We start from the raw sequence: 24,689 nt of genomic DNA, 5'->3' as shown, positions 1-24,689 counted from the left end.
CCCCAAAAGTAGGGAAAATCACATATGATTAAAATAACAAAGAAAACTCTTTCAGATCTGGAATTTCCGGCTGTTTGCAAACAGGTAAGTGAGTATGCTATCACCGGGCCGGGTAAATTTAAAGCTTTAGAAATTTCCCCTTTTCCGACCCCTGAAGATACCATTTTTTCACTGCATCAAACTAACGAATACGTCTCCTCCTATCAGCAGGAAAGCCGTATTCCCAACCACGGATTTGATGCCATAGATAATGAAATTAAAATGCTGAAGATCGAGGATACCATGTTGGAAGCCTCCAGCTTCAGGAAAATAAGTGCTATTTCTGAAACCGTAAATACGCAGATTCGGTTTTTCAATAAATTTGAGGACCTATACCCAACCCTGCACAAAACTACTTCAGAAGTAGAATTTACTACCGTACTTGTAGAGCGGATCCAAAAAGTCATTGATCGTTTTGGAGAAGTGAAGGATGATGCTTCCCCCCTGCTCCAGGAAGTACGCAGAAAAATAAATCAGGTAAAAGGAAGTATTAATTCCAGTTTTGGAAGCGCCTTGACCCATTACAATAATTTGGGATACCTGGATGATATTCGGGAATCTGTAGTGGAAAACGTTCGGGTTTTGGCCGTTTCAGCAATGCATCGCCGAAAAGTAAAAGGTGGAATTCTTGGAAATTCCAAAACCGGAAGCATCGTATATATTCAGCCGGAAGCTACCTATACCTACACCAGGGAACTTAACAACCTGGAATATGAGGAAAAAGAAGAAATCAAGCGGATTTTAAAGGAACTGACTAATTTTATCCGTCCGTTTCGCCCGCTGTTGAAGGAATATCAGGATCTGTTAAGTGACATCGATGTCATAGCCGCTAAGGCTAAATATGCCATAGAACTCAATGCACTTCTTCCAAAGATCGTGGATGAAAAAGAAATTGAGCTAAGGGATGCTTATCATCCTTTATTGCTGTTGAATAACAGAAAAGAAAAGAAGAAAACCTATCCTCAAAGCATTGACCTACACAAGGAGAAGCGCATCATCGTAATTTCGGGGCCCAATGCCGGCGGAAAAAGTATTACCCTTAAAACGGTAGGCTTGTTGCAGGTTATGCTGCAAAGCGGGTTGTTATTACCTGTTCACGAATACAGCAGGATGTGCCTGTTTGATAAAGTTCTAACTGATATTGGAGATAACCAATCCATAGAAAATCACCTGAGCACCTACAGTTACCGCTTAAAAAATATGAATCGCTTTCTTCGGAAATGTGACGACAATACGCTCTTTTTGATCGATGAATTTGGTACCGGAAGTGATCCTGAACTCGGGGGTGCCCTGGCAGAAACCTTCCTGGAGGTATTCTACGAAAAAGAATCTTTCGGAATTTTAACCACTCATTATGCCAACCTTAAAATGCTGGCCAATGAGTTGCCGCATATTATGAACGCGAACATGCTTTTTGACTCTCGGACTCTGGAGCCGCTCTATAAGTTGCACATGGGTGAAGCCGGTAGTTCTTTCACATTTGAGGTTGCGCAAAAAAATGGTATTCCTTATAGCCTTATTAACCGCTCAAAAAAGAAGGTGGAGCGAGGAAAAATAAGGTTTGACAAAAGTATAGCCGACCTTCAGAAAGAGCGGTCTAAACTTCAGAAAACCACAACTTCTTTGAAAACCAAGGAGCAAAAAGCAGAAACCGAAAAGAAAAAGCTGGAAGAAACCAATGCCCGGATTCAGCGGAAACTTGAAGGTTTTCAGGAGTTATATGACAGCAATCAGCGGCTTATTTATCTTGGTAATAAGATCAACGAAATTAGTGAAAAGTACTTTGAAAACAAGAAGAAAAAGGAGTTGATAGGGGAATTCCTGAAGATCGTGGAAATGGAAAACGCCAAGCGTAAGAAGCTTAGTGCCCAACAGAAGAAAACTGAAAAAGCCAAACAGCAAAAAGTGCAGAAAGAGGCTGAGCAGAAGGTCCAGGTGATTCGTGAGAAGAAAAAAGAAAAAAAAGAAGTAGAGAAAAAAGAAGAAGCAGCCAAACCTAAAGTAGCCCTTAAAGTTGGAGACAGGGTAAGGTTGGAAGACGGGAAAGCCGTTGGCTCTATCGACAGTATAGAAAAAGGAACAGCAAAAGTAAATTATGGAATTTTCACAACATCTGTATCTGTAGATCAACTGGAGCTGGTACAAAGAAAAAAATAGAAAAAGAAAAATGATAAATTTTCCAAAAGACAAAAAGATCATCCTTTTTGACGGCGTTTGTAATTTGTGTAATAAAACTATTCAAATGATCATAAAAAAGGACAAAAAAGACATTTTTCGGTTTGCACCGCTACAAAGTGATATAGGACTGCAAATTGTGAATGAAAGAGGAATAGACACAGAAGCTTTGGATTCTATGATCCTTATTGAACCCGGCGTTGCATACTACAGCAAATCTGAAGCGGCAATCGAGATCGCAAAACATCTAGATGGCTATAAATGGCTGAAATTAGCTAAACCAATCCCTCAGGGATTACGTGACGGAATTTATGATATCGTTGCTTCCAACCGCTACAAATGGTGGGGCAAAGAGGAATCCTGCATGGTTCCCACTCCGGAGCTGGAGGCTTTATTCCTGAAATAATTTTCTCAAAATTGAAACATCGACGAACTTATTTCATAAATAATTTCGTCGGTGTTTAATTGTCCAAGTTTTTTAGGCGGGACAGAATTTCAACTCTCAATCCACCTGATAGCTTCCTGCTTTTCAGCAGTTTCAAAATATTTTACTTCAGCAGTAGTGAATGGTTTCATGAGCTTTGTGAGGGCTTCCTCCCATTGCTTCCCACCTACCATTGAAACTTTTTCCAGGTTAGAGGCATTTTTAATGTCAAATTTTGCATCCTCCCAGGCTGCTTTTGGTTCCCAACCTTCAAAATTTTCCATTTCAAAATACCAGCGTATTTTTTTGTGATCTTTAAGCTTCTGTTCTAAAAAAGGTAGGAGTTGATCGTAATCTTCTTTAGTAAGTTTTCCCATTGCTTTGGTAGAAGCAACATCTGGCCTGGTTCCTTCAAGTATCTGTATCATAGCTTTTTTATTTTAAGATAGCACAGTTACTTTATAAATAGAAGGGTTTTCCCCTACTCTAACATAATTTTATAGTAGCAGCAAAATATTTTGTTATAGAAAATTTCAAAGAAGGTATTTACTTTAAATTACTTAACATGAATACAAGTTTCTCATTGGAATTCCTGTTTTCATGAAAAGAGTCTGTATAAAATTTATTTTTTTCGGCCAGTCCCGTCTTCTGAAGTTTTCTGATAAGACTTGCATCATCAATGGCAACTTTACCCGTCAACAGCAAGCCCATATCTTTACCTGAAGAATGATAATCATAGATCCTTTTGAGTCCGCTTAAATAAAGATAATCCTTCGTAAATCCTCCTCCTCTGTGTGCCCTGAGAGTAATAGACCAGGCCGTCTCTTTATCCAGTTTGTACTGGCTGTACAAAAGATCAAAGGTATCACTAAAAGAATAGCCTTTAATGAGACTATCGGCCGCCAGGACCCTGTATGCCAGTTCTTTCATTCGCTTCAGGCTCAAACTGTCCGACATATATTCGCTGAATACGGCAAGTCCGTCCTGGGTCAGGTTGTTGCTTGAGAATCCATGGGAGAAGATCCGAAGTGGCTGAATCTCTGCATTAAAAGTGGTCAACATATGCACTCCAATCTCGTGGTTTGCGAGGATCTTTAGATCATTGTCACTATATTTTCTGTTCTTCTTTAAAACAAGGGTCCTGGAAGCATTTAAAGCCATTGCAGCAGCAGTGATGCTGTTGGTTTGTTTGATCTTGAAATTGAATCCGAATTTGTCCCCAAAAGCCTGAAAAAAAGCCTGCGCCTGATCAGCATTATACCTTGGCACCATTTCTTCTGCATCTTCTTCTTTGTGGAAATGAAGAATGAATTTGGCATTTTTCACATCCCGTTCTTTTGGAGTACCAAATACCCGAAGGGAATTGTAAAAGAATTTCTTGTCCTGTCCTACTGTGGCAATGCATTGCACCAATCCTGAATACTCATATATGGTATCGTGATACAGCTTCCGGATATCATCATCTTTTATATCCTCCAGCCGCTGACTGAAAAACTGGCGTTGCAACTGAAAAGGATTGAATTTTATTTTCCGGTACTTAAATACAGGATCTTCTGTGAATTTGGAGGTAAAGAACCGCTTCTTTTCCTGTTCAATATTCAAAGGGTTGAGATAATTTAAAAGATCAATATCCTTTATCAATCTATCCAGGTTTTGATCTATTTCAAATAAACTGGTAAACTCTTTACGGACTTCCTGATGCTGCATCGTTTTGTGGTATAAATTCCTTCGAAAAAAATAATGAGCAAATACAAACAATTATAATGAGCCCTACAAGTTTTAGAGTAGGAAAAACAACAAAATTACCAGATTATTTCTTCTGAAAAATTTAAAATTTGAATAGCTACTGAAAAGCAGTTAAATATAGCTGTAAGGGTTATTTCGCCCCCTGAAGCGTTTATTTTGTGCGCGATTTCTTTTTGATGTATTAAATCCTGATGTATTCTGAATAACCTTCAAGCTTTTGCTCGGACTCTGATTTTAAACTAGTTTTTCACCCCGCCTTTATGGCGCCCATCCGTAGGAGGGGGATAACTCTGGTGTGATGAAAATATAAAGAAGATTAGCAGTACTTCAATGTTCCCTATACAGAGGGACCTATCTTTGCTAAAATTCATGTAATCAAAAAAATGAAAATGATTCTCATTCCCCTCCCTCGGAGGGGTGTCCAGAAGACGGGGTGAGGAAAATCATTCTCACAGAGATAAATTTTCTACGCCATTGAATTACGCAGAATTTAATCATTTATCCAGCATTCCCACAGATTTTGCTACCATCATTGAAACAGCGGCATCACCAGTGATGTTTACCGAAGTGCGGCACATATCCAAGGGTCTGTCTACTGCAAAAATCAGGGCGAGTCCTGCTTCCGGAATTCCGGCTTGTGCAAGGACTATTACAAGCATTACCATTCCGGCGCCGGGAACTGCGGCCGAACCTATGGAGGCCAGGGTAGCCGTAATGATAATTCCCAGCTGCGCCTGCAGGGAAAGGTCGATTCCAAATGCCTGTGCTATGAAAACTGCGGCAACCGCCTGATACAAGCTGGTTCCATCCATATTAATCGTGGCTCCAACCGGCAAAACAAAACTGGCAACTTCCTTATGGACACCCAGATGCTCTTCTACCCTTTCCATCGTAACCGGAAGTGTGGCCGCACTTGAGCTGGTAGAAAAACCAAGAAGCTGCGCAGGAGCAATTCCTTTAAAAAAGAAAGACGGTGTCTTTCGCGTAAAAAACCAAACAATAGCAGCGTACACCCCCATCATGCATCCTAAACCAATTAAAACGGTAACGGCATACATTGCAAGAGCAGAAAAGAGATCTATACTCGGAGATTCCACGACAAGCGCTGCCAGTAGAGCAAAAACGCCGTAGGGGGCTGTGATCATTATCAGGTCAATGAGTTTCAGGATAACATCATTGAAGCCATCAAAGAAATCCTTCACAGGTCTAGCAGTGGCTTCAGGAATAAGAATAAGTCCCAGGCCGAAGAAAACGGCAAAAAATATTACCTGTAACATATTTGCGTTGTCACCTGCGGCAGCAAAGATATTGGATGGAACAAGATCCTCCAGAGCCTGTAAAGGTCCGGCTTCCCGCTGTTCCCGGGCTACAGCAATTCTTCCGGAGACATCATTTTCATAGCTTGTCAGCAGATCTCTTCTTGTTTCTTCAGAAATGGTATTCCCCGGCCGAATGATGTTTACTAAACTTAAGCCTATAGAAACAGCAACTACTGTCGTTATTACAAAAGTGATCACTGTACGGCTTCCCATTTTGGAAAGTTTTGAAATATCCTTTAGATCTGAAATTCCTTTGATTAAGGATGCCAGAATTAAAGGAACTGCAATAAGCTTTAAAGAATTGATAAATATGTTTCCGAATGGTTTTATCCAATCCCGGACAAAGGAAGCTCCCCAGCTGAAATTGGTAAGGAAGAGCGCAAAGATAATTCCGGTGGTCATCCCCAGAAGGATCTGCCAATGCAGCGCCAGATGTTTGATTTTCACAAATATTAAAAAATTGATTCGGAGATTAAAAGTAGGCTATTGGAGCATATCTTTTAAAATCCAGATCAAAAAAATTTAAAATAAATTCGGTCGTAATTTGTACACAGATTATGAAGTAAATTATACTATTTTTTACCTTTTACTTTATCCAGGTTATCGTCCCAGTTTTTTACATGTGGCTCCCCCAGTTTATCGACAGATTTAGCTACCATCATCGAAACAGCAGCATCCCCGGTAATATTTACGGTGGTACGGCACATATCGAGCGGCCTGTCAACAGCAAAAATAAGTGCGAGTCCTGCTTCCGGGATCCCGGCTTGTGCCAGAACTATTACCAGCATAACCATTCCGGCGCCGGGAACGGCAGCTGATCCTATCGAAGCCAGAGTAGCTGTGGCAATAATTCCCAGCTGTGCTCCAAAAGAAAGATCCATCCCAAAAGCCTGAGCGATAAACACTGCCGCTACCGCCTGATACAGACTTGTTCCGTCCATATTTATGGTAGCCCCAATTGGCAGTACAAAACTGGTAACCTCTTCATGAACTCCTAATTCTTCTTCGGTTCTTTCCATGGTTACCGGTAAGGTGGCAGCACTTGAACTGGTGGAAAATCCAAGCAGCTGTGCCGGAGCGATTCCGTTGATGAAAAATGCAGGAGTTCGTTTGGTGAAAATCCAAACCGCCAGTACATACACCCCAATCATTAAAAGCAATCCGATGATTACGGTGACTCCGTACATGGCCAGTGCCGCAAAGAGATCTGGACTGGGAGATTCCACTACGAGGGCTGCCAGTAAAGCAAATACACCATAAGGCGCAGCCAGCATGATAAGATCTATCAATTTTAGAATTACCTCATTAAAACCGTCAAAAAAATCTTTGACAGGCTTTGCTGTTTCTTCAGGAATAAGGATTAAACCGAGTCCGAAGAAAATGGCAAAAAAGATCACCTGGAGCATATTGGCGTTATCTGATGCTGCAGCAAAAATATTTGAAGGCACTATGTCTTCCAGCGCCTGTAAAGGTCCCGCTTCCCGCTGTCGCTGGGCATCTGCAATTCTCACAGAGGCATCACCTTCATAACTGGTGATCAAATCATTTCGGGTATCTTCAGAAATGGCACTTCCGGGCTTGATTAAATTTACAATCCCCAACCCTATGGAAACTGCTATTACCGTTGTAAAAACGTAAATGAGAATGGTCCTGGTCCCCATTTGTGAAAGCTTGGAGATATCTTTAAGATCTGAGATTCCCTTGATCAAAGATGCAAGGATTAAAGGCACTGCAATTAATTTAAGGGCATTGATAAAAATATTTCCGAACGGCTTAATCCAGTCACTTATGAATTCGGCTCCCCAGGAGAAATTCGTCATTAAAAGTGCAAAAATTACCCCGGCTGCCATTCCGAGAAGTATCTGCCAATGCAGTGCTAATTTTTTCATATTTTTTTATTCTATATTCTTTGAAAATTAAAGTTTTGATATTTTGTTCAGGAGAAAGAAATCGGCCATTACCAAAGCTGCCATGGCTTCTACAATAGGCACCGCCCTGGGCACAACACAAGGATCATGTCTCCCTTTCCCCTGCATTTCTACCTTTTCCCCTTTTGAATTGATGGTTTCCTGCTTCTGCATTACGGTAGCAACAGGTTTAAACGCAACTTTAAAATAAATATCCATTCCATTTGAAATACCGCCTTGAATTCCGCCGCTCAAATTGGTTTTTGTGCTGCCATTTTCATTGAAAAGATCGTTGTGTTCACTACCCTTTAAAGCAGTTCCACTAAACCCGCTTCCGTATTCAAAACCTTTCACTGCATTAATGGAAAGCATGGCTTTCCCCAGTTGGGCATGAAGTTTGTCGAAAACCGGTTCTCCCAAACCAACAGGCACATTCTGAATTACACACTCCACTACTCCGCCAACGGTATCTCCCTGCGAACGAATCTCTTTAATATAAGCTTCCATTTTCTCGGCCGTGGCAGGATCTGGACATCGAACTGCATTTTGTTCTGTATGACTAAAATCCAGTTCCTGATAGGTTTTGTTCAGCTGAATATCCCCTACAGAAGAAGTATATGCGGTAATTTTCATGGCACCAAGCACCTGCTTGGCAATTGCCCCGGCCACCACTCTACAGGCAGTTTCACGGGCAGAAGAACGTCCTCCCCCACGATAATCCCTGTTGCCGTACTTTTTATCATACGTAAAATCTGCGTGCGATGGACGGTAGGTGTCCTTTATGTGGGAATAATCCTTTGATTTCTGGTTGGAATTTTCAATGATGAAACCGATTGGAGTTCCGGTGGTTTTTCCTTCAAAAATTCCTGAAAGAAATTTGACAGTATCCGGCTCTTTTCGTTGTGTAACGATAGCTGATTGTCCCGGCTTCCTCCGGTCCATATCCTGTTGCACCAGGTCAAAATCAATTTCGACCCCGGCAGGACATCCGTCAATAGTGCCTCCTATTGCCGTACCATGAGATTCTCCAAATGTGCTTAATTTAAAAAGTGTACCAAAGGAATTACCGGCCATAGCTTATGTTTTGAGCAAATGTAATTTTTTAACGCAATATTTGAAAATATAGGCTTGTTATTCTTTAGTTTGCAATGCCTCAGCCATAATCATTACCGGATGCAGGGCTTTTCTGCCTGTTCCATCTTTGATTTGGTGTCTGCAACTTGTTCCCGGGGCTGCAATGACTATTTCTGCGGAAGCTTTTCTTACTGCCGGAAAAAGAGTTTGTTCCCCAATCGCCATACTTACCTCATAATGTTCTTTCTCATAGCCAAAGGAACCTGCCATTCCGCAGCAACCAGAAGGAATGATCGTCACCTCAAAATTCTCCGGAAGATTGAGCATGGCAAAAGTATTCTCGATGTTCGAAAGTGCTTTCTGATGGCAATGGCCATGTAATTTTATTTTCTTCTTTTCTGAAGTAAATGAAGCCGCTGTAATATTCCCTGCCACAATTTCCTTTTTAATGAATTCATCGATCAAAAAGGTGTTTTTTGCCAATTGCTTTGCATCCTCTTTATTATCGGCAAGACGTAAATACTCATCCCTGAAGGTCAAAATGGCCGAAGGTTCAATCCCAAGCAGCGGAGTCTCTTCGGAAATGATATTTTTAAAGAGATCTACGTTGCGATTGGCCAGTTTCTTCGCCTGTTCCAAAAATCCTTTTGAGATGAAAGTACGCCCGCTTTCAGGGTGCTCAATGATCCTCACTTCATAATTAAGTCCTTCCAGAAGCTTTATGGCTGCAATACCGATTTCAGATTCCAGGTAATTCGTGAATTCGTCATTGAAAAGAACCACTTTTTTGATGGGTGTGGTTGCATTCTTTTCTTTTTTCTTTACATAAGAAGTAAGGGTTTCCCTTGAAAGCAGCGGCATAGTTCTCTCTGGAGCAATTCCAAGGCTTCTTTTTAATAAAGCTGAACTGGCTTTATTGCTGAAAAGTGCATTGGTAAGCCCTGGAAAAAATCCTCCCATTTTGTTGAGCGAAGTATTATACGCGAAAGATTTGGTTCTAAGGGAGCTACCGTTGGATTTCTGGTATTGATATTCAAACTCTGCTTTATAAGCAGCCATGTCCACATTGGATGGACATTCACTTTTACAGCCTTTGCAACTAATACAAAGATCCAGCACCTCCTTTAATTCCTTATGATCAAACCGATTGGTTTTTTCACTGTGAGTAAGGAATTCACGCAATGCATTGGCACGGGCGCGGGTGGTATCTTTTTCATTTCGGGTGGCACGGTAACTTGGACACATGGTTCCCCCGGCTTCCACAGGTTTACGGCAATCCCCGCTCCCGTTACAGTTTTCGGCAGCACGAAGGATTCCCTGCGCATCTGAAAAATCCATGATGGTGGAGATCTCCGGTTCTTTCCTTCCGGGATTATATCTTAAATGTTCATCCATGGGAACTGCAGAAATGATCTTTCCGGGATTCAGGATGTTTTTTGGATCAAAGGCCAATTTCACCCTTTTCAGGATTTCATAATTCTCTGATCCTATCATAAAGGCTATAAATTCTGCCCGCAGCCTTCCGTCCCCGTGTTCTCCACTCATGGAGCCCCCATAACTTTTCACCAGGGTAGCAACATCTTCAGTTATCTTTCTAAAAAGCACTACATCTTCTTCGCTTTTAAGGTTGAGAATAGGTCTTAAATGCAGTTCTCCGGCACCGGCGTGAGCATAATAAACGGCTCTTTGTCCGTAGGTTTTCATTAAAGCTGAAAATTCGTCGATATAATCTGCCAGATCTTCCACAGCGACGGCCGTATCTTCTATACAGGCCACAGGTTTTTTATCACCCACTATGTTTCCTAAAAGTCCGAGTCCCGCTTTTCGAAGTTCCAGCGCCATGTTTATGGCTTCGCCGCGCAGTACCGGAAGCGCATAGCACAACCCGGAATCCTCCAGGGTTTTAAGTAATTCGGCGGTCTGATTGGTAAGGTCATCTTCATCATCTGCCCGAAGTTCCAGCATAAGAATTGCTGCAGGATCCTTTTCGATAAAGAACCTGTTATCTTTATATTTTAAATTGCTCTTGGTACAATCCAGAATGATCCTGTCCATCATTTCACAGGTGAACAGCGAGTGCTGCATGGCAGGAACCACCGCACGAAGGCATTTCTCCAGCGATTCAAAATGTGCCGCGATCATGACTGCTTTTTTCGGCGGAAGTTCATCTAGCTGCAGTGTCATTTCGGTAGTGAAAGCAAGGGTGCCTTCGCTTCCGGTAAGCAGCTTACAGAGATTCAGTTTTTCTGAAGAATCTGAAAAAGCTTCAGAATAAATTAATTCATCAATAGCATACCCCGTGCTTCGTCTGTGTATGTTCGGCTTTGGAAAGCCTTCTTTTATTTGTTGCTGAATTTCTTCCGGAGAAAGTTCGTTTTGGAGGCTTCTGTAGATCTCTCCTTCAAGGGAATCCAGCTTTAATTTTTCCTGATATTCTTCTGAAGTAATTTCAGAAAAAACAACTTCACTCCCATCGCTAAGCAGCGTTTTAAGCTCTACTACTTTATCCCGGGTCACGCCGAATTTAATGGAAGTGGTTCCACTGGAATTATTCCCGACCATTCCTCCTACCATACATCTGTTCGAAGTAGAAGTATTGGGGCCAAAAAAGAGCCCGTATGGCTCCAGAACCCTGTTAAGATCATCTCTAATTACTCCCGGTTGAAGCGTTACTGTTTTAGCCTCTTTGTCAATGGAGATGATCTTTGTAAGATATTTGGAAACGTCTACGACAATACCTTCTCCCACTACCTGGCCGGCAAGGGAGGTTCCTGCTGTTCGGGGAATCAAAGAAGTATTATGCTCGTTAGCAAATTTAATAAGTTCCTGGATATCCTCTTTGTTTTTGGGATATGCCACTGCTGTAGGAATTTTTCTGTAAACGGAAGCATCTGTCGCATAGATACTACGCCACAAATCATCGTAAAATAAGTCTCCGTCAAGGCGGGACGCCAGTTGTTGTAGGGGAAGCTGCATGTTATAAATGAGGTATTATTAACACTATTTAGGAATATTTAACAATAGATTGGCGAGACAAGAATTTCGCGCTTCTCTAGATAACCTAATTTTGCGTGAAACTAAATAAAAGAAATGATATGAAGAAATTACTTTTGCTTGCAATCTGCGTTTTTGGATTTACTGTCCAGTCACAAGCACAACAAGTTGCTGATAATGCGCTTGGTTTACGTTTTGGAGGAAGTAACGGGGTTGGAACAGAAATAAGTTATCAACGCGGACTTTCAGAAAACAACAGACTTGAACTGGATCTAGGCTGGAGTAACCGGGATGATTTTGATGCCTTCAGGTTAACCGGACTTTACCAATGGGTATGGAACATTGAAAGTGGATTTAACTGGTATGCAGGTGTTGGTGCCGGAGTAGGTAGTATTGACCGCTATAATGATAATGATATTTTCTTATCTGTTGCCGGAAATGTAGGAATCGAGTATGATTTCGATTTTCCTTTATTACTATCTCTTGACTTTAGACCGGAAATTGGAGTAGCCAATTATTACGGAGATGATCTTGGGTTTGATGTCGCATTGGGAATACGTTACCAGTTCTAACCAAAGAACACTTTAAATACTAAAAAAAGGGGAAATTTTATTTCCCCTTTTTCTTTGGTTTATTTTCAAATAATTCTACCTGATTTGTTCTAAAGCCAACGCTTTTTTATAAACCTGCTCATACAAAGGCAGCACGGTAAGAATATCAAAATTACAGGCCTGTTTCTGGGCATTGTCTTTAAAAGTCTCCAGCGTTTTAGTGTCCTGCAGGATCTTTACGGCATTATTGGCCATATCATCCACATCTCCCACTTCACTTAAATATCCCGAATATCCATGAATATTGACTTCCGGGATTCCTCCGGTATTTGTGGAGATTACAGGTACGCGATTTACCATGGCTTCCAAAGCCGCAAGTCCAAAACTTTCACTTTTTGAAGGCAGCAGGAATAGATCTGAAAAACACAGGATCTTATCAATTTCGTTGGATTCCCCTAGAAAAACCACTTTATCTTCTATTCCCAGTTCATGTACCAGCTCTTCTGCCGGCTCTTTTTCCGGCCCTTGCCCTACCATAATAAGTTTCGCTTTGATTCGCTTCTGGACCTTATAAAAGATCTGAATTACATCATCTATGCGTTTTACTTTTCTGAAGTTACTTATGTGACTTATGATCTTCTCATCCTCATCGGCCATTAAGGAGCGTTGACAATCTGTGAAGGAGTTCTTATATTTCATAATATCTATGAAATTAGGAACCACTTCAATTTCTTTCTGAACATTGAAAAGTCGAATGGTATCTGCTCTTAAACTTTGTGAAACAGAAGTCACCACATCGCTGTTATTAATACTAAACGTAACTGCGGGCTTGTAAAAAGGATGATTTCCAACCAGCGTAATATCTGTACCATGCAGAGTGGTTACCATAGGAATGAAGATTCCTTCTTCTGCTAGCATTTGCTTTGCCATATATCCCGCGTAAGCATGCGGTATGGCATAATGAACATGCAGTACTTCAATCTTGTGAAGCTTCACCATATTCACCAGTTTGCTGCTTAACGCAAGCTCATAAGGCTGATAATGAAAAAGCGGATATTCCGGAACATCAACTTCGTGAAAATGAATATTTCCGGTTAACTGCTCCAGTCTTACCGGCTGTTTATAAGTGATAAAATGAACTTCATGGCCTCTTCTGGAAAGGGCCATACCTAATTCGGTAGCCACCACTCCACTACCCCCAAAGGTAGGGTAACATACTATGGCAATCTTCATGCTTTATTGGTCTATTGCTTCGTAAATAACTTCCTGGATCTTGGTTCGTATTCCTTCCCTAATGAGTTTTCTGTTCTCTGCTGAAGGATGAATACGATTTGACAAAAATACGTAAACAATTTCTTCCTCAGGGTCTGCCCAGGTTAAAGTTCCTGTAAATCCGCTGTGCCCGAAACTTTCCATGGAAACGCAACCACAGGTTGGGCCATATTTTTCCAGCTGGGGCTTGTCAAAACCTACTCCCCGTCTTACATCATTATCGCAATAATAGCAGGTGTTAAATTTATCCACCGTTTCCTTGCTGAAATATTCTTTTCCTCCATAACTCCCCCCGTTCAGGTACATTTGCATGATCTTCGCCACATCATTGGCATTGCTAAAAATACCAGCATGGCCGCCAATTCCGCCCATAAGTGCAGCACCTTCATCATGCACATACCCCTGCAGCAATTGTTTTCTCCATAATTTATCATTTTCGGTAGGTACGATCTGTTCCTTCGGAAAATGGTTCAGTGGTAAATACGTGGTGTAATTAGCACCCAGGGAATTATAGAAATGGTCTTTAGTAAGGTAGTCCAGGGAAGTACCATAGATATTTTCCAGGAAATCCTTCAGAAGATAATATGGAAGATCACTATATCTGTATTCCAATTTACTTTGCAAATCGCTCTCCCGTATCACCTGAATTATAGAATCCCTCAAGTCATTCCTAATATATAAATCCTCTGCCACCCTTGTATTAAAGCCGGGTTCTTCTTCATTTCTGTAATAAGCAAATGAGGGACCTTTGGTGGCAGGATCGAAAGTTTGACGGTGGAACGGAATCCAGGGTTTTAGTCTCGCATAATGTGAAAGCATCTGCTGAAGATTGATCTTTTCCTTATTGGAATTTCTGAAATCAGGAAGCATTTCCGATAACAGTGTATTTAGATCCAGTTCATCCTGATCTACAAGCTCCATCACCAGCGGAAGTGTTCCAAGGATCTTGGTAAGGGAAGCAATGTCATAAACATCATTTTCCGATACCGGCCTCTCTTTTTCGTAGGTATGATATCCTGCATTTCGCTCGTAGACCACTTTCCCTTTTCGCGCAATCAACACCTGCATTCCGGGAGCCATCTTTTTTTCAATCGCAACGGTGATCAAAGAATCAATTTTACTGAGTTTATAAGAATTCATACCTACACTTTCTGGCAGCCCGTAAGCCAATCTGTTCAGATTTTTGGTCCTGAACCCGGTACCTTCCGGAAATTCTTTTCCGGCACTAACCGGTAACCTGCCCTTGGCTTCAATAGCTCCAAATACCAGCTGCGCAGCTTTTTCCTGAGCAACGGGGCTGTTCTGATAAGCCATCAATATTCCTTCAAAGTTCCTGTTTGTCTCGAGGTCCAACAGAGCATACGGTCTGGTGAACACATTCAGGATCACCCGGTTCTTCCTGGCAATTTCGTATAGCCACACCAATTCTTTATTGGTGAATTTATAGGAACTCCAGGGAGATGCATTCGATTTGTGGTATCCAAGCACTACCAGATTATAATTTTCAAGCTCCTCCAGTAGATCTCCCAATTGATCTGCCTCTACCCGATCCACTTTCGTGTATCGGTTTAGCTGATCAAGAAAGGGGGTGCCATCATCATCTCCAAAATGCACATAAGCAATCTTTCTTTTCTCAAGATCTTTTACAGGTATAACCGCCCGGTCATTTTTAATAACCGTTAATGCATTTTCCATGAGCTTATGCTCCAACACATCATTGGTTATGCTGTTAAGCTCGCCATATAAATAACTTTCTCTAAGGGGTTTGTAATGATTGAGTCCAACCTTGTATTTTGCAAACAGGATTTTCCTGACCGAATGCTTCAGGCGCTCTTCGGTAATCAATCCGGCGCTATAGGCATCTATCAGACGCTGTGAAGCTTTGGGAACATCTTCAGAAATAAGTAGAATGTCATTTCCGGCTAAAAATGCTGCCAGGTCTATCTCCCCAGGCGCGCTGTGATTGGAGGCGCCTTTCATGTTCAAAGCATCTGTAATGATGAGGCCATGGAAATCCAGCTCATTTTTCAGAAGATCTGTGACTATGGTTTTGGAAATAGAAGAGGGTAAATTCTGATTTTGTTCCAGCCCGGGAACATTGAGGTGACCTACCATCACGCTGGACAATCCTTCTTCAATAAGCCGCCGGTATGGATATAATTCAATACTATCGAGCCTACCTTTAGAAAATCCTACAGTAGGAAGCGTTTTATGAGAATCTGAACTTGTATCTCCATGGCCAGGAAAATGTTTTGCACTACTTAGGACATTTTCCCGCTGCATTCCCTTCATAAAAGCCAGCGCTTTCGCCGTCACATTATCTCTGTCTTCTCCAAACGAACGATTACCAATTATAGGATTATCCGGATTAGTATTGATGTCAACTACGGGAGCAAAATTAAGATGCACCCCTATTCTTTTGGAATGTTTTGCGATAGCAGCTCCAGCTTCTTCCACCAACTTCGGATCACGAATCGCTCCAAGTGTCATATTCCAGGGAAAAGCGAAGGTAGAATCCAGACGCATTGCCAGTCCCCATTCGGCATCCATTCCTACTAAAAGTGGGACTTTGGAAACCTCCTGAAATTCATTATTAAGCTTAGCCTGCCGAAGAGGTCCACCTTTGGAAAAAATCACTCCTCCAACATGATGTTTTTCAATAAGCTCTTTCACTTTATCTGTCAGGGCTTTTGACTGGTTGGAATAGGCGTCCACCATAAAAAGCTGCCCCACTTTTTCCTCCAGGCTCATCTGGTTATAAATACTATCCACCCATTCCCGCTGCAACTGATAGTCTGTTGCCAAAAGAGGATTATTTGTTTGTTGCGCGAACGTATTACCGAAGAAAAAAGTAAAGAATAAAAGAAAAATAGGGAATGAAAATTTCGATTGCCTCATTTAATTTAGGAAACGCTTATGCCAGCTTTCTGAGGCAGGTACTTCCCAATCCTCAAGATACTCGGCTTTATTATTAACCAGGTTATTAAAAACAATAGTTTTAGGAGAAACAGCACGATCTTTTGCCATTTTCCTGAAATCTGTAAGAGACTTATAAGCCACGAAATCTCCCTGCTTATAAGAAACATTCATCTTATCAAGAAGATCTACATCGTACTCTTTTTCAAGCTGTTGTATAAAGTTAACTGAAGCGTCTATTGAACATCCTGTTGCAGCATTCATCTCCTGATCTAATGCAATAATAATGAAGCGATTATATCTGATTTCAAAGGATGCATTTAAATTGGCACCATGGGCTGTCCATTGTTCGACAAAGTTTTCAAGCTTAGACGTGATTTCCTGAAGTTCCTGATCCGAAAAAGATCGGTTGGCCTGGTATATCCAAACTCTTGAAGAGTCTGGTAAATTTTGAAATGGGACTAACATTGTGACGTATTTTTAATTTTTACAAAATTAACTGATTATTCAGTGTGGTTCAAAAATAGTACCGTTAAATATTGGAGTGAACAGTTATATTTAAGGTATAAAAAAACCTCTGGGATTTCAGAGGTTTTTAAATGATATTTTTAATCTTTTATTCTAAAGGTCCTGTGCATTTGCGATCATTTCAGCAATATCCATAACAGCAATATCATCTTCTTTATTCTTGTTCTTCACCCCATCGGTCATCATGGTATTACAAAAAGGACAACCTGCTGCAATTACTTCCGGTTTTACCTCCATAGCCTGCTCGGTACGTTCTGTATTCACCTCTTTATTTCCCGGCTCGGGTTCTTTAAACATTTGAGCACCTCCGGCACCACAACACATAGCATTGGTTTTACACCTTTTCATCTCCACAAGCTCCACTTCCAGCTTTCTTAGTAGATCCCGTGGCGCTTCATAAACTCCATTTCCACGGCCTAGATAACAGGGATCATGAAATGTAATTTTCTTTCCTTTAAATTTTCCGCCTTCCACTTTAAGCCTGCCTTCATCAAGTAGTGACTTCAAAAAGGTGGTATGGTGCATTACTTCATAATTACCACCCAATCCCGGATATTCATTTTTTATGATGTTAAAACAGTGAGGACAGGTAGTCACCACTTTTTTAATTTCGTAACCATTAAGAACTTCAATATTTGTTGCTGCCTGCATTTGATATAGAAATTCATTTCCTGCACGTTTAGCAGGATCCCCGGTGCAGCTTTCCTCTGTTCCCAACACAGCAAAATCAACCTCTGCATTGTTTAGTAATCTTACAAATGCCTTGGTGATCTTCTTAGCCCTGTCATCAAAACTTCCGGAACATCCCACCCAGAACAATACTTCAGGTTTTTTACCTTCCGCCATATATTCTGCCATTGTAGGAACTTTAATATTTTCTGCCATTATGTATTCTTTTACCTTTTCGGTGAATTTTACTTTAAATCAATTTTGAAAATTTCCTTTCAAAAGAGGATAAATACAAAAATTATTAATTTTCGTTAGCCCAGTTTAAACGGTCCATCTGGTTATAAGGCCATGGTGCACCATTGTTTTCTATGTTACCCATTGCATTGTTAAGATCTGCCGGTCCTGCACTTTGTTCCATCATTAAATATCTTCTCATCTCGACGATAATAGAAAGCGGATCGATACCTACAGGACAAGCCTCTACACAAGCCTGGCAGGTTGTACAGGCCCAAAGTTCCTCTCTTAAAATATAATCATCCAGAAGCTGTTTTCCGTCATCTTTAAAACTTCCGTTTTTGTTGATGTTCTCTCCTACCTCTTCCAGCCTGTCACGTGTATCCATCATGATCTTCCTTGGAGAAAGTAGTTTTCCAGTATTATTTGCGGGACATTCCGAAGTACATCTACCACATTCTGTACAGGTGTAAGCATTTAGTAACTGGACCCGGTTTAGATCAAAAACATCTGAAGCTCCAAATTTTTCAGGTTCTCCTTCCTCTTCGGTTTCTTCCGGTGCGGCAAAAGGATCGGCATCGGGATCCATCATAAGCTGCACTTCCTTAGTAACAGCATCAATATTATCAAATTCGCCCTGTGGTTTTAATTTTGAATAATAAACATTCGGAAATGCCAGTAAAATATGTAAATGCTTGGAATAATATAGATAATTAAGGAAGAAAAGAATTCCTAAAATATGCAGCCACCATGCTGTTCTTTCAATAATAACCAGGGTCGAAACATTTAAACCATCCAGCAAAGGCAATAATACCTGACTTACCGGAAAATATCCTGCGATCTCTCCTTCATTTGCAATTGCATAATTTGGTGCTCCCAGTAACTGCAACTGAAGATCTGCCCCATTCATTATAAAGAATAGTGACATTAATGCCATTTCAAAGTACAGAATGTAGTTAGCGTCATCTTTAGGCCATTTGGTCATCTCCCTAGACATAAACCTGTAGATATTCGAAATATTCCTCCGGGTCCAGAAAATAATTACTCCTATCAGTACCAGAAGAGCCAGAATTTCTAAAGTGGCAATTAAAAAACTGTAGAAACCACCCATGAAAAACATGACGCGGTGGGTACCGAATATTCCATCGATAACGATTTCTAAAACTTCTATGTTTATAATTATAAAACCTAAATAAACAATAATATGCACAATCCCGGAAACCGGTCTGCGCACCATTTTATATTGACCAATGGCTATTTTACCCATTTTCTTCCACCGGGCGGCGGAATTATCTGAACGATCAACTTCTTTTCCTAATTTAATATTCCGGATGAGACGGCGAACATTTCTAACAAAAAAGCCGATTCCGACTATAAGGGCAATTACAAAGGCAACTTGCGCAATAATCTGCATAAAGGTTATTTTAAGGAGTCTTTAGGTGGTGAATAAGGACCCGGATTTTTCCCAAAGATAGAAAAATGTACGTAACGTTTAGGATTGAGCTTTACATCCTGGATCAATTGATCCAATTGTCTCGTTGCTCCTTCCAGGTTATCGTAGACACTAGGATCGTTAATCAATTTGGCAGCCGTTCCATCTCCATTGTTGATCTTCTCTGAAACACTTTCCAGATCTGAAATCACCTTCTCAAGATCTCCAACAATCCGGCCTATATCAACCTGTGTTAAGGTATCTGAAAAAGTATTCAGATTCCCCGTCATTTCATCCAGATTGGTAAATGTTCTGTTTAATTTTGCTGAATTCTCAGACAATAATCCATCAACAGATTGCGCAGAACCCTTTAGAGAGCTTGCGGTAAGACTTATATCTTCAAAAGTCTGCCTGATATTGTGACGCGTATCCTTATTCATTACTTCATTGAAGGAGCTAATAAGGGAATCTGCACTTACAATAGCCTGTTCTACTTTTTGCTGTAAAGGAGACAACCGGTCATTTACCAACTCAAGAAGCCCCTCCTCTATTTCCCCCGGCAAGGTATCACCAGATTTTGCCAGATTACCTTCTTCATATTCCGGAACAATGGCAAGACTCTTTCCTCCAATAAAACCACCACCATATACCTGGGCAGTACTATTTTTGGAAAATGGAAAATCATTTTCAACATTGAAAGTAACTAGGAGGTCACCTGATGTATTGAGAAATCCGATCTTTGTAACACTCCCAACCCTCAAACCATTAATGGTTACAGGCGAGGATGGAGAAAGTCCTTCAACATCTTCATAAATTGCGTAAAATGTTCTACTGGAATCAAGCAAGTTCTTCCCTTTCAAGAAACTATATCCAAATATTAACAGAACAACAGCTATAATAGCCAGGAGAGCGGTTTTAACCTCTTTAGTATATTTCACAAAAATGATTTGTTTTAGAGTGGAAGCACAAATTTAAAAATAAATATAGAAAGAAGGTTCAATTCACTTTTGTTTTTAACGCGTCATTAACGGTAATCTTGCTTCCATCCTTAAATGCGACGATATAACTGGTCGAATAACCTTTCTTTTTAGCCTTTTCGTGAAGTTTTTTTATCTGAAGATAACTGGAAGTACTTCCGTAATAGTATTTATACAGTTTATCTTCCTTGTTTCGGGTCACCTCGTTGAGGCCTTTGAAGTTTTTTGGGGCAGGATCCAGTTTTCGACTACTGGCTGCCAGTTGCACCTTAAAAGTAATACCATCATAAATATCTGCCGGGGCTTCCTTAGTGGTCGATAGGATATTAATATCAGAATTGTTAGCCAAACCTTCCAAAACATCCAGATTGATGCTGCTTTTATATTCATTTACAGCTTTCACCACAGCATCAGAGATTCTTTCCTGTCCGCTTTTGCTGTTTAAATAAGCACCTTCAGAAGTATTGGAAAGAAATCCGGTTTCTATCAAGACGCTGGGCATATAGGTTTGACGAAGCACGAGAAACCCCGCCTGTTTCACACCTCTGTTCTTTCGTTTCAGTTCATTCGTAAATTTTTTCTGAATAAAATCGGCTAAAAGTATGCTTTGATCTAAATATTCTTCCTGCATAAGAGTCAACCCAATATAGGATTCGGGAGAATTCGGATTAAATCCGTCATAGGTAGCCTCATAATCTTCCTCCAGAAAAATTACGGAGTTTTCCCGCATAGCCACATCAAGATTGTCTTTATTTCGGTGAAGCCCAAGAACAAAAGTCTCTGTACCCGAGGCCTGGGAGCTATGAGCATTACAGTGTACCGAGATAAAAAGATCTGCATCTGCCTCATTTGCAATATCTGCCCGTCCTGCAAGGGTGATAAAAACATCCTTTTTTCGGGTATAGATCACCTCCACATCAGGAAGTTTTTCAAGTTCTGCACCTATTCTAAGTACAATGTTCAAGGCAATATCTTTTTCAAAATATCCATTTCCCCTGTTACCAGGGTCTTCCCCTCCATGACCAGCATCAAGCACCACCACAAATTTTTCTTTGGGAACAGGTGATTTTTCAGGGGTAAACCCCATAAAAAGGAATCCTGTTAAGAGTAAGACTAAAAGTGGAAATAGGTTCGTTCTCATATAGAAGTAACGGTTCTTTAGTATTGTTATTTTATTTTTCTTTAAACCCAAAAGGTAGCTTAAAAAATATATGTAATTTTGGAACTCCAAAAAATGAGCCACACTTTACAAAATTAGCACATATAGCGTTGCGAACAAACATACTTCATATACTTTCCTGCTGTATTTTCATGCTGTTATGTGGTGTCAACATATCAGCACAGGAAATTGGGCAAAGAGAAGGGGTTCGCATTCCTGCAGAAAGGGAACCCGTAACTCCAATTATAGATTCTATTAATATCCAGGCACCCCTGCCGGATATAAAAATTATAGAAAGAGATACTGTTGAGACAGATACTGTAACACAGCAAAATCAATTTCTAACGGATAAAGTTGTTTACACAGCTACAGATTATATGAGGCTTAGTCCGAGAGAAAATCGGATGTATCTCTATGACAACGCCGAAATCACATATGGGGACATAAACATTACTGCAGGGCTCATCATTGTTGATAATGAAAAAAATGAAGTCTACGCTTACGGAATAGCAGACTCGGCTGGCGTTTATACCCAGAAACCTATATTCACCCAGGCACAAAGCGTGGTGCGGCCAGATTCAATTAGGTTTAATTTTGATACTGAAAGAGCACTGGTTTTCAATTCACGTACAGAACAGGGAGAATTTAAAGTCCGCGGGGAAGTCACCAAGCGGCAGAACGATTCGGTATATTATATGCAGAACGTGCGTTTCACCACTTCTGAAGACGAGGAAAATCCAGATTACTATTTCTTTGCACGCCGTATAAAATTTGTACCCGACAAAAAGATCGTCTCGGGACTGGTAAACATGTACATTGCTGATGTTCCCACTCCCCTGGGGCTTCCTTTTGGATATTTCCCTATGACAGATGAAGAAACTTCCGGCTTTGTGATCCCTTCTTTTGGAGATGATAACAACCGGGGCTATTATCTGCAAAACGGAGGATATTATTTTGCACTCAATGAGTATGCAGATCTTCTGGCTTTAGGGGATTACTACACCAATGGGAGTTATGGATTGCGCCTGGAATCTGCCTATGCAGCCAGGTACAGGTTCCGGGGTAATTTGAGTTTTAGATATGAGAAACAGATCAACAGCGAAAGAGGATTTCCCGATTATTCTGAAGGTACACTTTACAACATTCGCTGGAACCACTCTCAGGATGCAAAAGCTAATCCATCCTCCCGGTTCTCTGCTTCAGTAAACCTGGGAAGTAGTGATTATTACCAGGAATCTGTAAATCAAAGTAACGCAGGAAGCAGGTTAACCAATACGCTAAGTTCTTCTGTTTCGTATTCCAAAACTTTTAATTGGACCCCTCAGGTAAATCTAAGTCTTGCTGCCACGCATTCCCAAAACACGAATACACAACAGATCAACATGACTTTACCGACCTTACAGGCCAGTGTCGACAGGATCTTTCCTTTTGAACCAGCAATTGGATCCAAAAGCGGGATTATTGAAAACATTAACTTCCAGTATAACCTGAGAGCAGAAAACAGGTTCAATACTACCGATTCCCTGTTTTTTAAACCTGAAATGTTCCGGGATGCAATTCTTGGAGCCCAGCATAGCATTCCGTTGAGCACCAACTTCAAAGTATTCGATTACTTTAGCGTAAGCGCAAATACCACCTACAACGAAAACTGGGTATTCCGGACCTTTGAACGTTCTTATGATGAAGAGCTCGAGCGGGAAGTTATTGACACAATAAGTGGTTTTGATTCATACCGGACTTACAACTTCAATACCGGTATAGGAACTACCATCTACGGAACAATGAACTTTGATCCCGATAACAAAATCCAGGCGATTAGGCATGTAATAAGACCATCCATAAGCTATAATGTGAACCCAGGGTTCGATTATTATTACGATAATTATCTTATTCCCGAAGGTCCGGGAAGAGAAGAAAGAGAGGTTTCTTATTCGCGTTTCCAGAATACTTTGTATGGAGCCCCCGGAAGAGATTTCGCCAGTTCCATTGGTTTATCCCTAAGCAATAATTTTGAGGCAAAAGTTAAGGATTCAGCAGATGCCGAACCCCGAAAAATCATTCTTCTAAACAACCTGAATATAAGCACCGCTTACAATCTCGCTGGAGATTCTTTACAGTTTTCTCCCATTAGCGTAAGAGGAAGTATTCCTGTAATACAGAACAAGCTAAGTGTCAACTTTGGAACTAACCTGGATCTTTACGCACTTGATAACAACAACCGGAGAATCGACCGACTCAATATCAATAACGGCGGAAGCCTGTTCAGGTTAACCAATGCAAATGTAAGTTTTGGCTATTCCTTTTCAAGTACAGATTTTGAAGGAGGAGAATCAAACCCTAACCGAATGGACAACGAAACCTACAGGAATGGTGGACGACCAGATGATCTCTTCGGAAAAGGAATGGAAACAGACGGTACCTTCTACGACGAACATGAGGATGAAGAAGAAGAGGATGAAGAAGATGACAACGAACTTTACAATTACAAAATCCCCTGGAATTTAAGATTACAATATGCCATGAATTATACAAATAATGCAAGACAAAATTCTGTGTCCTCACACTCCCTCATGTTTTCAGGCGACGTAGAACTCTCTCCCAACTGGACAGTAGGTGCTTCTTCGGGATATGATTTCGTTAATAATGGGTTTACCCATACACAACTGCGCTTCTCGCGGGACCTTCAAAGCTGGAGAATGAGCTTTAACTGGACGCCATTTGGGGTATATAAGCAATGGAATTTTTTCATTGGTATTAAATCCAATTTACTGCGCGACATAAAATATGATAAACGCAGAGAAAGAGACCGACAACTTTAATACTTATTCATATGAAAAAGATCATTAAGACCAACAATGCGCCCGCTCCTATTGGGCCTTACAACCAGGCAATATTAACCGGCGACACCCTTTATATTTCAGGACAAATTGCGATTAATCCGGTAGACAGTCAACTTGTTCAGGATTCTATAAAAGAAGAGACCGAGCAGGTTTTCAGGAACCTGAAAGCCATCCTGGAAGCTGCAGAAATGACTTTTGAAAATGTGGTAAAAAGCTCCATTTTCATTAGTGACATGAACAACTTCAATGAAATAAACGAAGTCTATTCCAAATATTTTAATGAGGAAACAGCTCCTGCCAGGGAGACGGTAGAAGTAGCCAATCTTCCTAAATTTGTGAATGTAGAGATTAGCATGATTGCTGTAAAAGGATAAAAAGAAAGCCGCAGAAATGCCATTTTCTGCGGCTTTTTATACTACTGCATTTCATAAAC

Annotated in this window: 18 protein-coding genes; 5 read left to right on the top strand and 13 right to left on the bottom strand. The window is 40.8% G+C overall.

All coding sequences use genetic code 11. The features are described from left to right. Positions 1-24: 24 nt before the first annotated feature. Together IE056_RS05230 and IE056_RS05225 are read left to right on the top strand one after the other, a co-directional pair. Entirely contained in the window at positions 25-2,196 is a 2,172-nt protein-coding gene (locus tag IE056_RS05230; protein ID WP_189603629.1) for an endonuclease MutS2, read from the top strand. A 10-nt stretch (positions 2,197-2,206) separates the two neighbouring features. Continuing rightward, a complete protein-coding gene (locus IE056_RS05225) occupies positions 2,207-2,620 on the top strand; it encodes a thiol-disulfide oxidoreductase DCC family protein (RefSeq protein WP_189603628.1) in 414 nt (137 codons plus the stop codon). An 89-nt stretch (positions 2,621-2,709) separates the two neighbouring features. On the opposite strand, the gene IE056_RS05220 is transcribed toward IE056_RS05225, so the two are convergent. The 6 genes from IE056_RS05220 to IE056_RS05195 all read right to left on the bottom strand — a co-directional run bounded on the left by IE056_RS05220 (position 2,710) and on the right by IE056_RS05195 (position 11,660). Beyond that, positions 2,710-3,066 carry a SpoIIAA family protein gene (locus IE056_RS05220; RefSeq protein ID WP_189603627.1) on the bottom strand — a complete coding sequence of 119 codons (357 nt, stop codon included), beginning with the start codon at positions 3,064-3,066 and terminating at the stop codon, positions 2,710-2,712. Between the two features lie 118 nt (positions 3,067-3,184). Next, on the bottom strand, positions 3,185-4,345 hold the full coding sequence (locus IE056_RS05215) for a peptidase MATCAP family protein (protein WP_189603626.1): 1,161 nt from the start codon (positions 4,343-4,345) through the stop codon (positions 3,185-3,187). Between the two features lie 533 nt (positions 4,346-4,878). Next, entirely contained in the window at positions 4,879-6,144 is a 1,266-nt protein-coding gene (locus tag IE056_RS05210; RefSeq protein WP_189603868.1) for a dicarboxylate/amino acid:cation symporter, read from the bottom strand. A gap of 131 nt (positions 6,145-6,275) precedes the next feature. Beyond that, complete coding sequence (locus IE056_RS05205) at positions 6,276-7,592, bottom strand: dicarboxylate/amino acid:cation symporter (RefSeq protein WP_189603625.1); 1,317 nt, start codon at positions 7,590-7,592, stop codon at positions 6,276-6,278. Between the two features lie 27 nt (positions 7,593-7,619). After that, positions 7,620-8,684 carry a chorismate synthase gene (gene aroC, locus IE056_RS05200; RefSeq protein WP_189603624.1) on the bottom strand — a complete coding sequence of 355 codons (1,065 nt, stop codon included), beginning with the start codon at positions 8,682-8,684 and terminating at the stop codon, positions 7,620-7,622. A gap of 57 nt (positions 8,685-8,741) precedes the next feature. Next, positions 8,742-11,660, bottom strand: a complete 2,919-nt coding sequence (locus IE056_RS05195; RefSeq protein WP_189603623.1) for an FAD-binding and (Fe-S)-binding domain-containing protein — start codon at positions 11,658-11,660, stop codon at positions 8,742-8,744. Positions 11,661-11,779: 119 nt separating this feature from the next. Between IE056_RS05195 and IE056_RS05190 the strand changes: the two genes are divergently transcribed. Next, a complete protein-coding gene (locus tag IE056_RS05190; protein WP_189603622.1) occupies positions 11,780-12,250 on the top strand; it encodes a hypothetical protein in 471 nt (156 codons plus the stop codon). 75 nt (positions 12,251-12,325) lie between these two features. Here the strand turns inward: IE056_RS05190 and bshA are convergent, their stop codons facing one another. From bshA to IE056_RS05155, 7 genes are all read right to left on the bottom strand, one after another. Further along, the gene (bshA, locus tag IE056_RS05185) at positions 12,326-13,462 is read right to left on the bottom strand and encodes an N-acetyl-alpha-D-glucosaminyl L-malate synthase BshA (RefSeq protein ID WP_189603621.1); all 1,137 of its coding nucleotides are present in this window, start codon (positions 13,460-13,462) and stop codon (positions 12,326-12,328) included. A gap of 3 nt (positions 13,463-13,465) precedes the next feature. Next, entirely contained in the window at positions 13,466-16,399 is a 2,934-nt protein-coding gene (locus IE056_RS05180; RefSeq protein WP_189603620.1) for a serine hydrolase domain-containing protein, read from the bottom strand. After that, on the bottom strand, positions 16,400-16,885 hold the full coding sequence (locus IE056_RS05175) for an ABC transporter ATPase (protein ID WP_189603619.1): 486 nt from the start codon (positions 16,883-16,885) through the stop codon (positions 16,400-16,402). It abuts the gene before it with no gap. A gap of 153 nt (positions 16,886-17,038) precedes the next feature. Beyond that, positions 17,039-17,830 carry a (Fe-S)-binding protein gene (locus IE056_RS05170; RefSeq protein WP_189603618.1) on the bottom strand — a complete coding sequence of 264 codons (792 nt, stop codon included), beginning with the start codon at positions 17,828-17,830 and terminating at the stop codon, positions 17,039-17,041. An 85-nt stretch (positions 17,831-17,915) separates the two neighbouring features. Next, the gene (locus IE056_RS05165; RefSeq protein WP_189603617.1) at positions 17,916-19,262 is read right to left on the bottom strand and encodes a 4Fe-4S dicluster domain-containing protein; all 1,347 of its coding nucleotides are present in this window, start codon (positions 19,260-19,262) and stop codon (positions 17,916-17,918) included. A 5-nt stretch (positions 19,263-19,267) separates the two neighbouring features. Continuing rightward, positions 19,268-20,218, bottom strand: a complete 951-nt coding sequence (locus IE056_RS05160; protein WP_189603616.1) for an MlaD family protein — start codon at positions 20,216-20,218, stop codon at positions 19,268-19,270. Between the two features lie 58 nt (positions 20,219-20,276). Next, positions 20,277-21,398 carry an N-acetylmuramoyl-L-alanine amidase family protein gene (locus tag IE056_RS05155; protein WP_189603615.1) on the bottom strand — a complete coding sequence of 374 codons (1,122 nt, stop codon included), beginning with the start codon at positions 21,396-21,398 and terminating at the stop codon, positions 20,277-20,279. Between the two features lie 128 nt (positions 21,399-21,526). Between IE056_RS05155 and IE056_RS05150 the strand changes: the two genes are divergently transcribed. Both IE056_RS05150 and IE056_RS05145 read left to right on the top strand, forming a co-directional pair. Further along, positions 21,527-24,235, top strand: a complete 2,709-nt coding sequence (locus tag IE056_RS05150; RefSeq protein ID WP_189603614.1) for a putative LPS assembly protein LptD — start codon at positions 21,527-21,529, stop codon at positions 24,233-24,235. A gap of 11 nt (positions 24,236-24,246) precedes the next feature. Beyond that, positions 24,247-24,630: a RidA family protein gene (locus tag IE056_RS05145; RefSeq protein WP_189603613.1), complete on the top strand. Its 384-nt coding sequence runs from the start codon at positions 24,247-24,249 to the stop codon at positions 24,628-24,630. Positions 24,631-24,689: the final 59 nt, after the last annotated feature.

It is taken from the genome of Salinimicrobium marinum (assembly GCF_014651535.1).
Classification (GTDB): domain Bacteria; phylum Bacteroidota; class Bacteroidia; order Flavobacteriales; family Flavobacteriaceae; genus Salinimicrobium; species Salinimicrobium marinum.
This window is presented reverse-complemented; position numbering and strand designations above follow the sequence as displayed.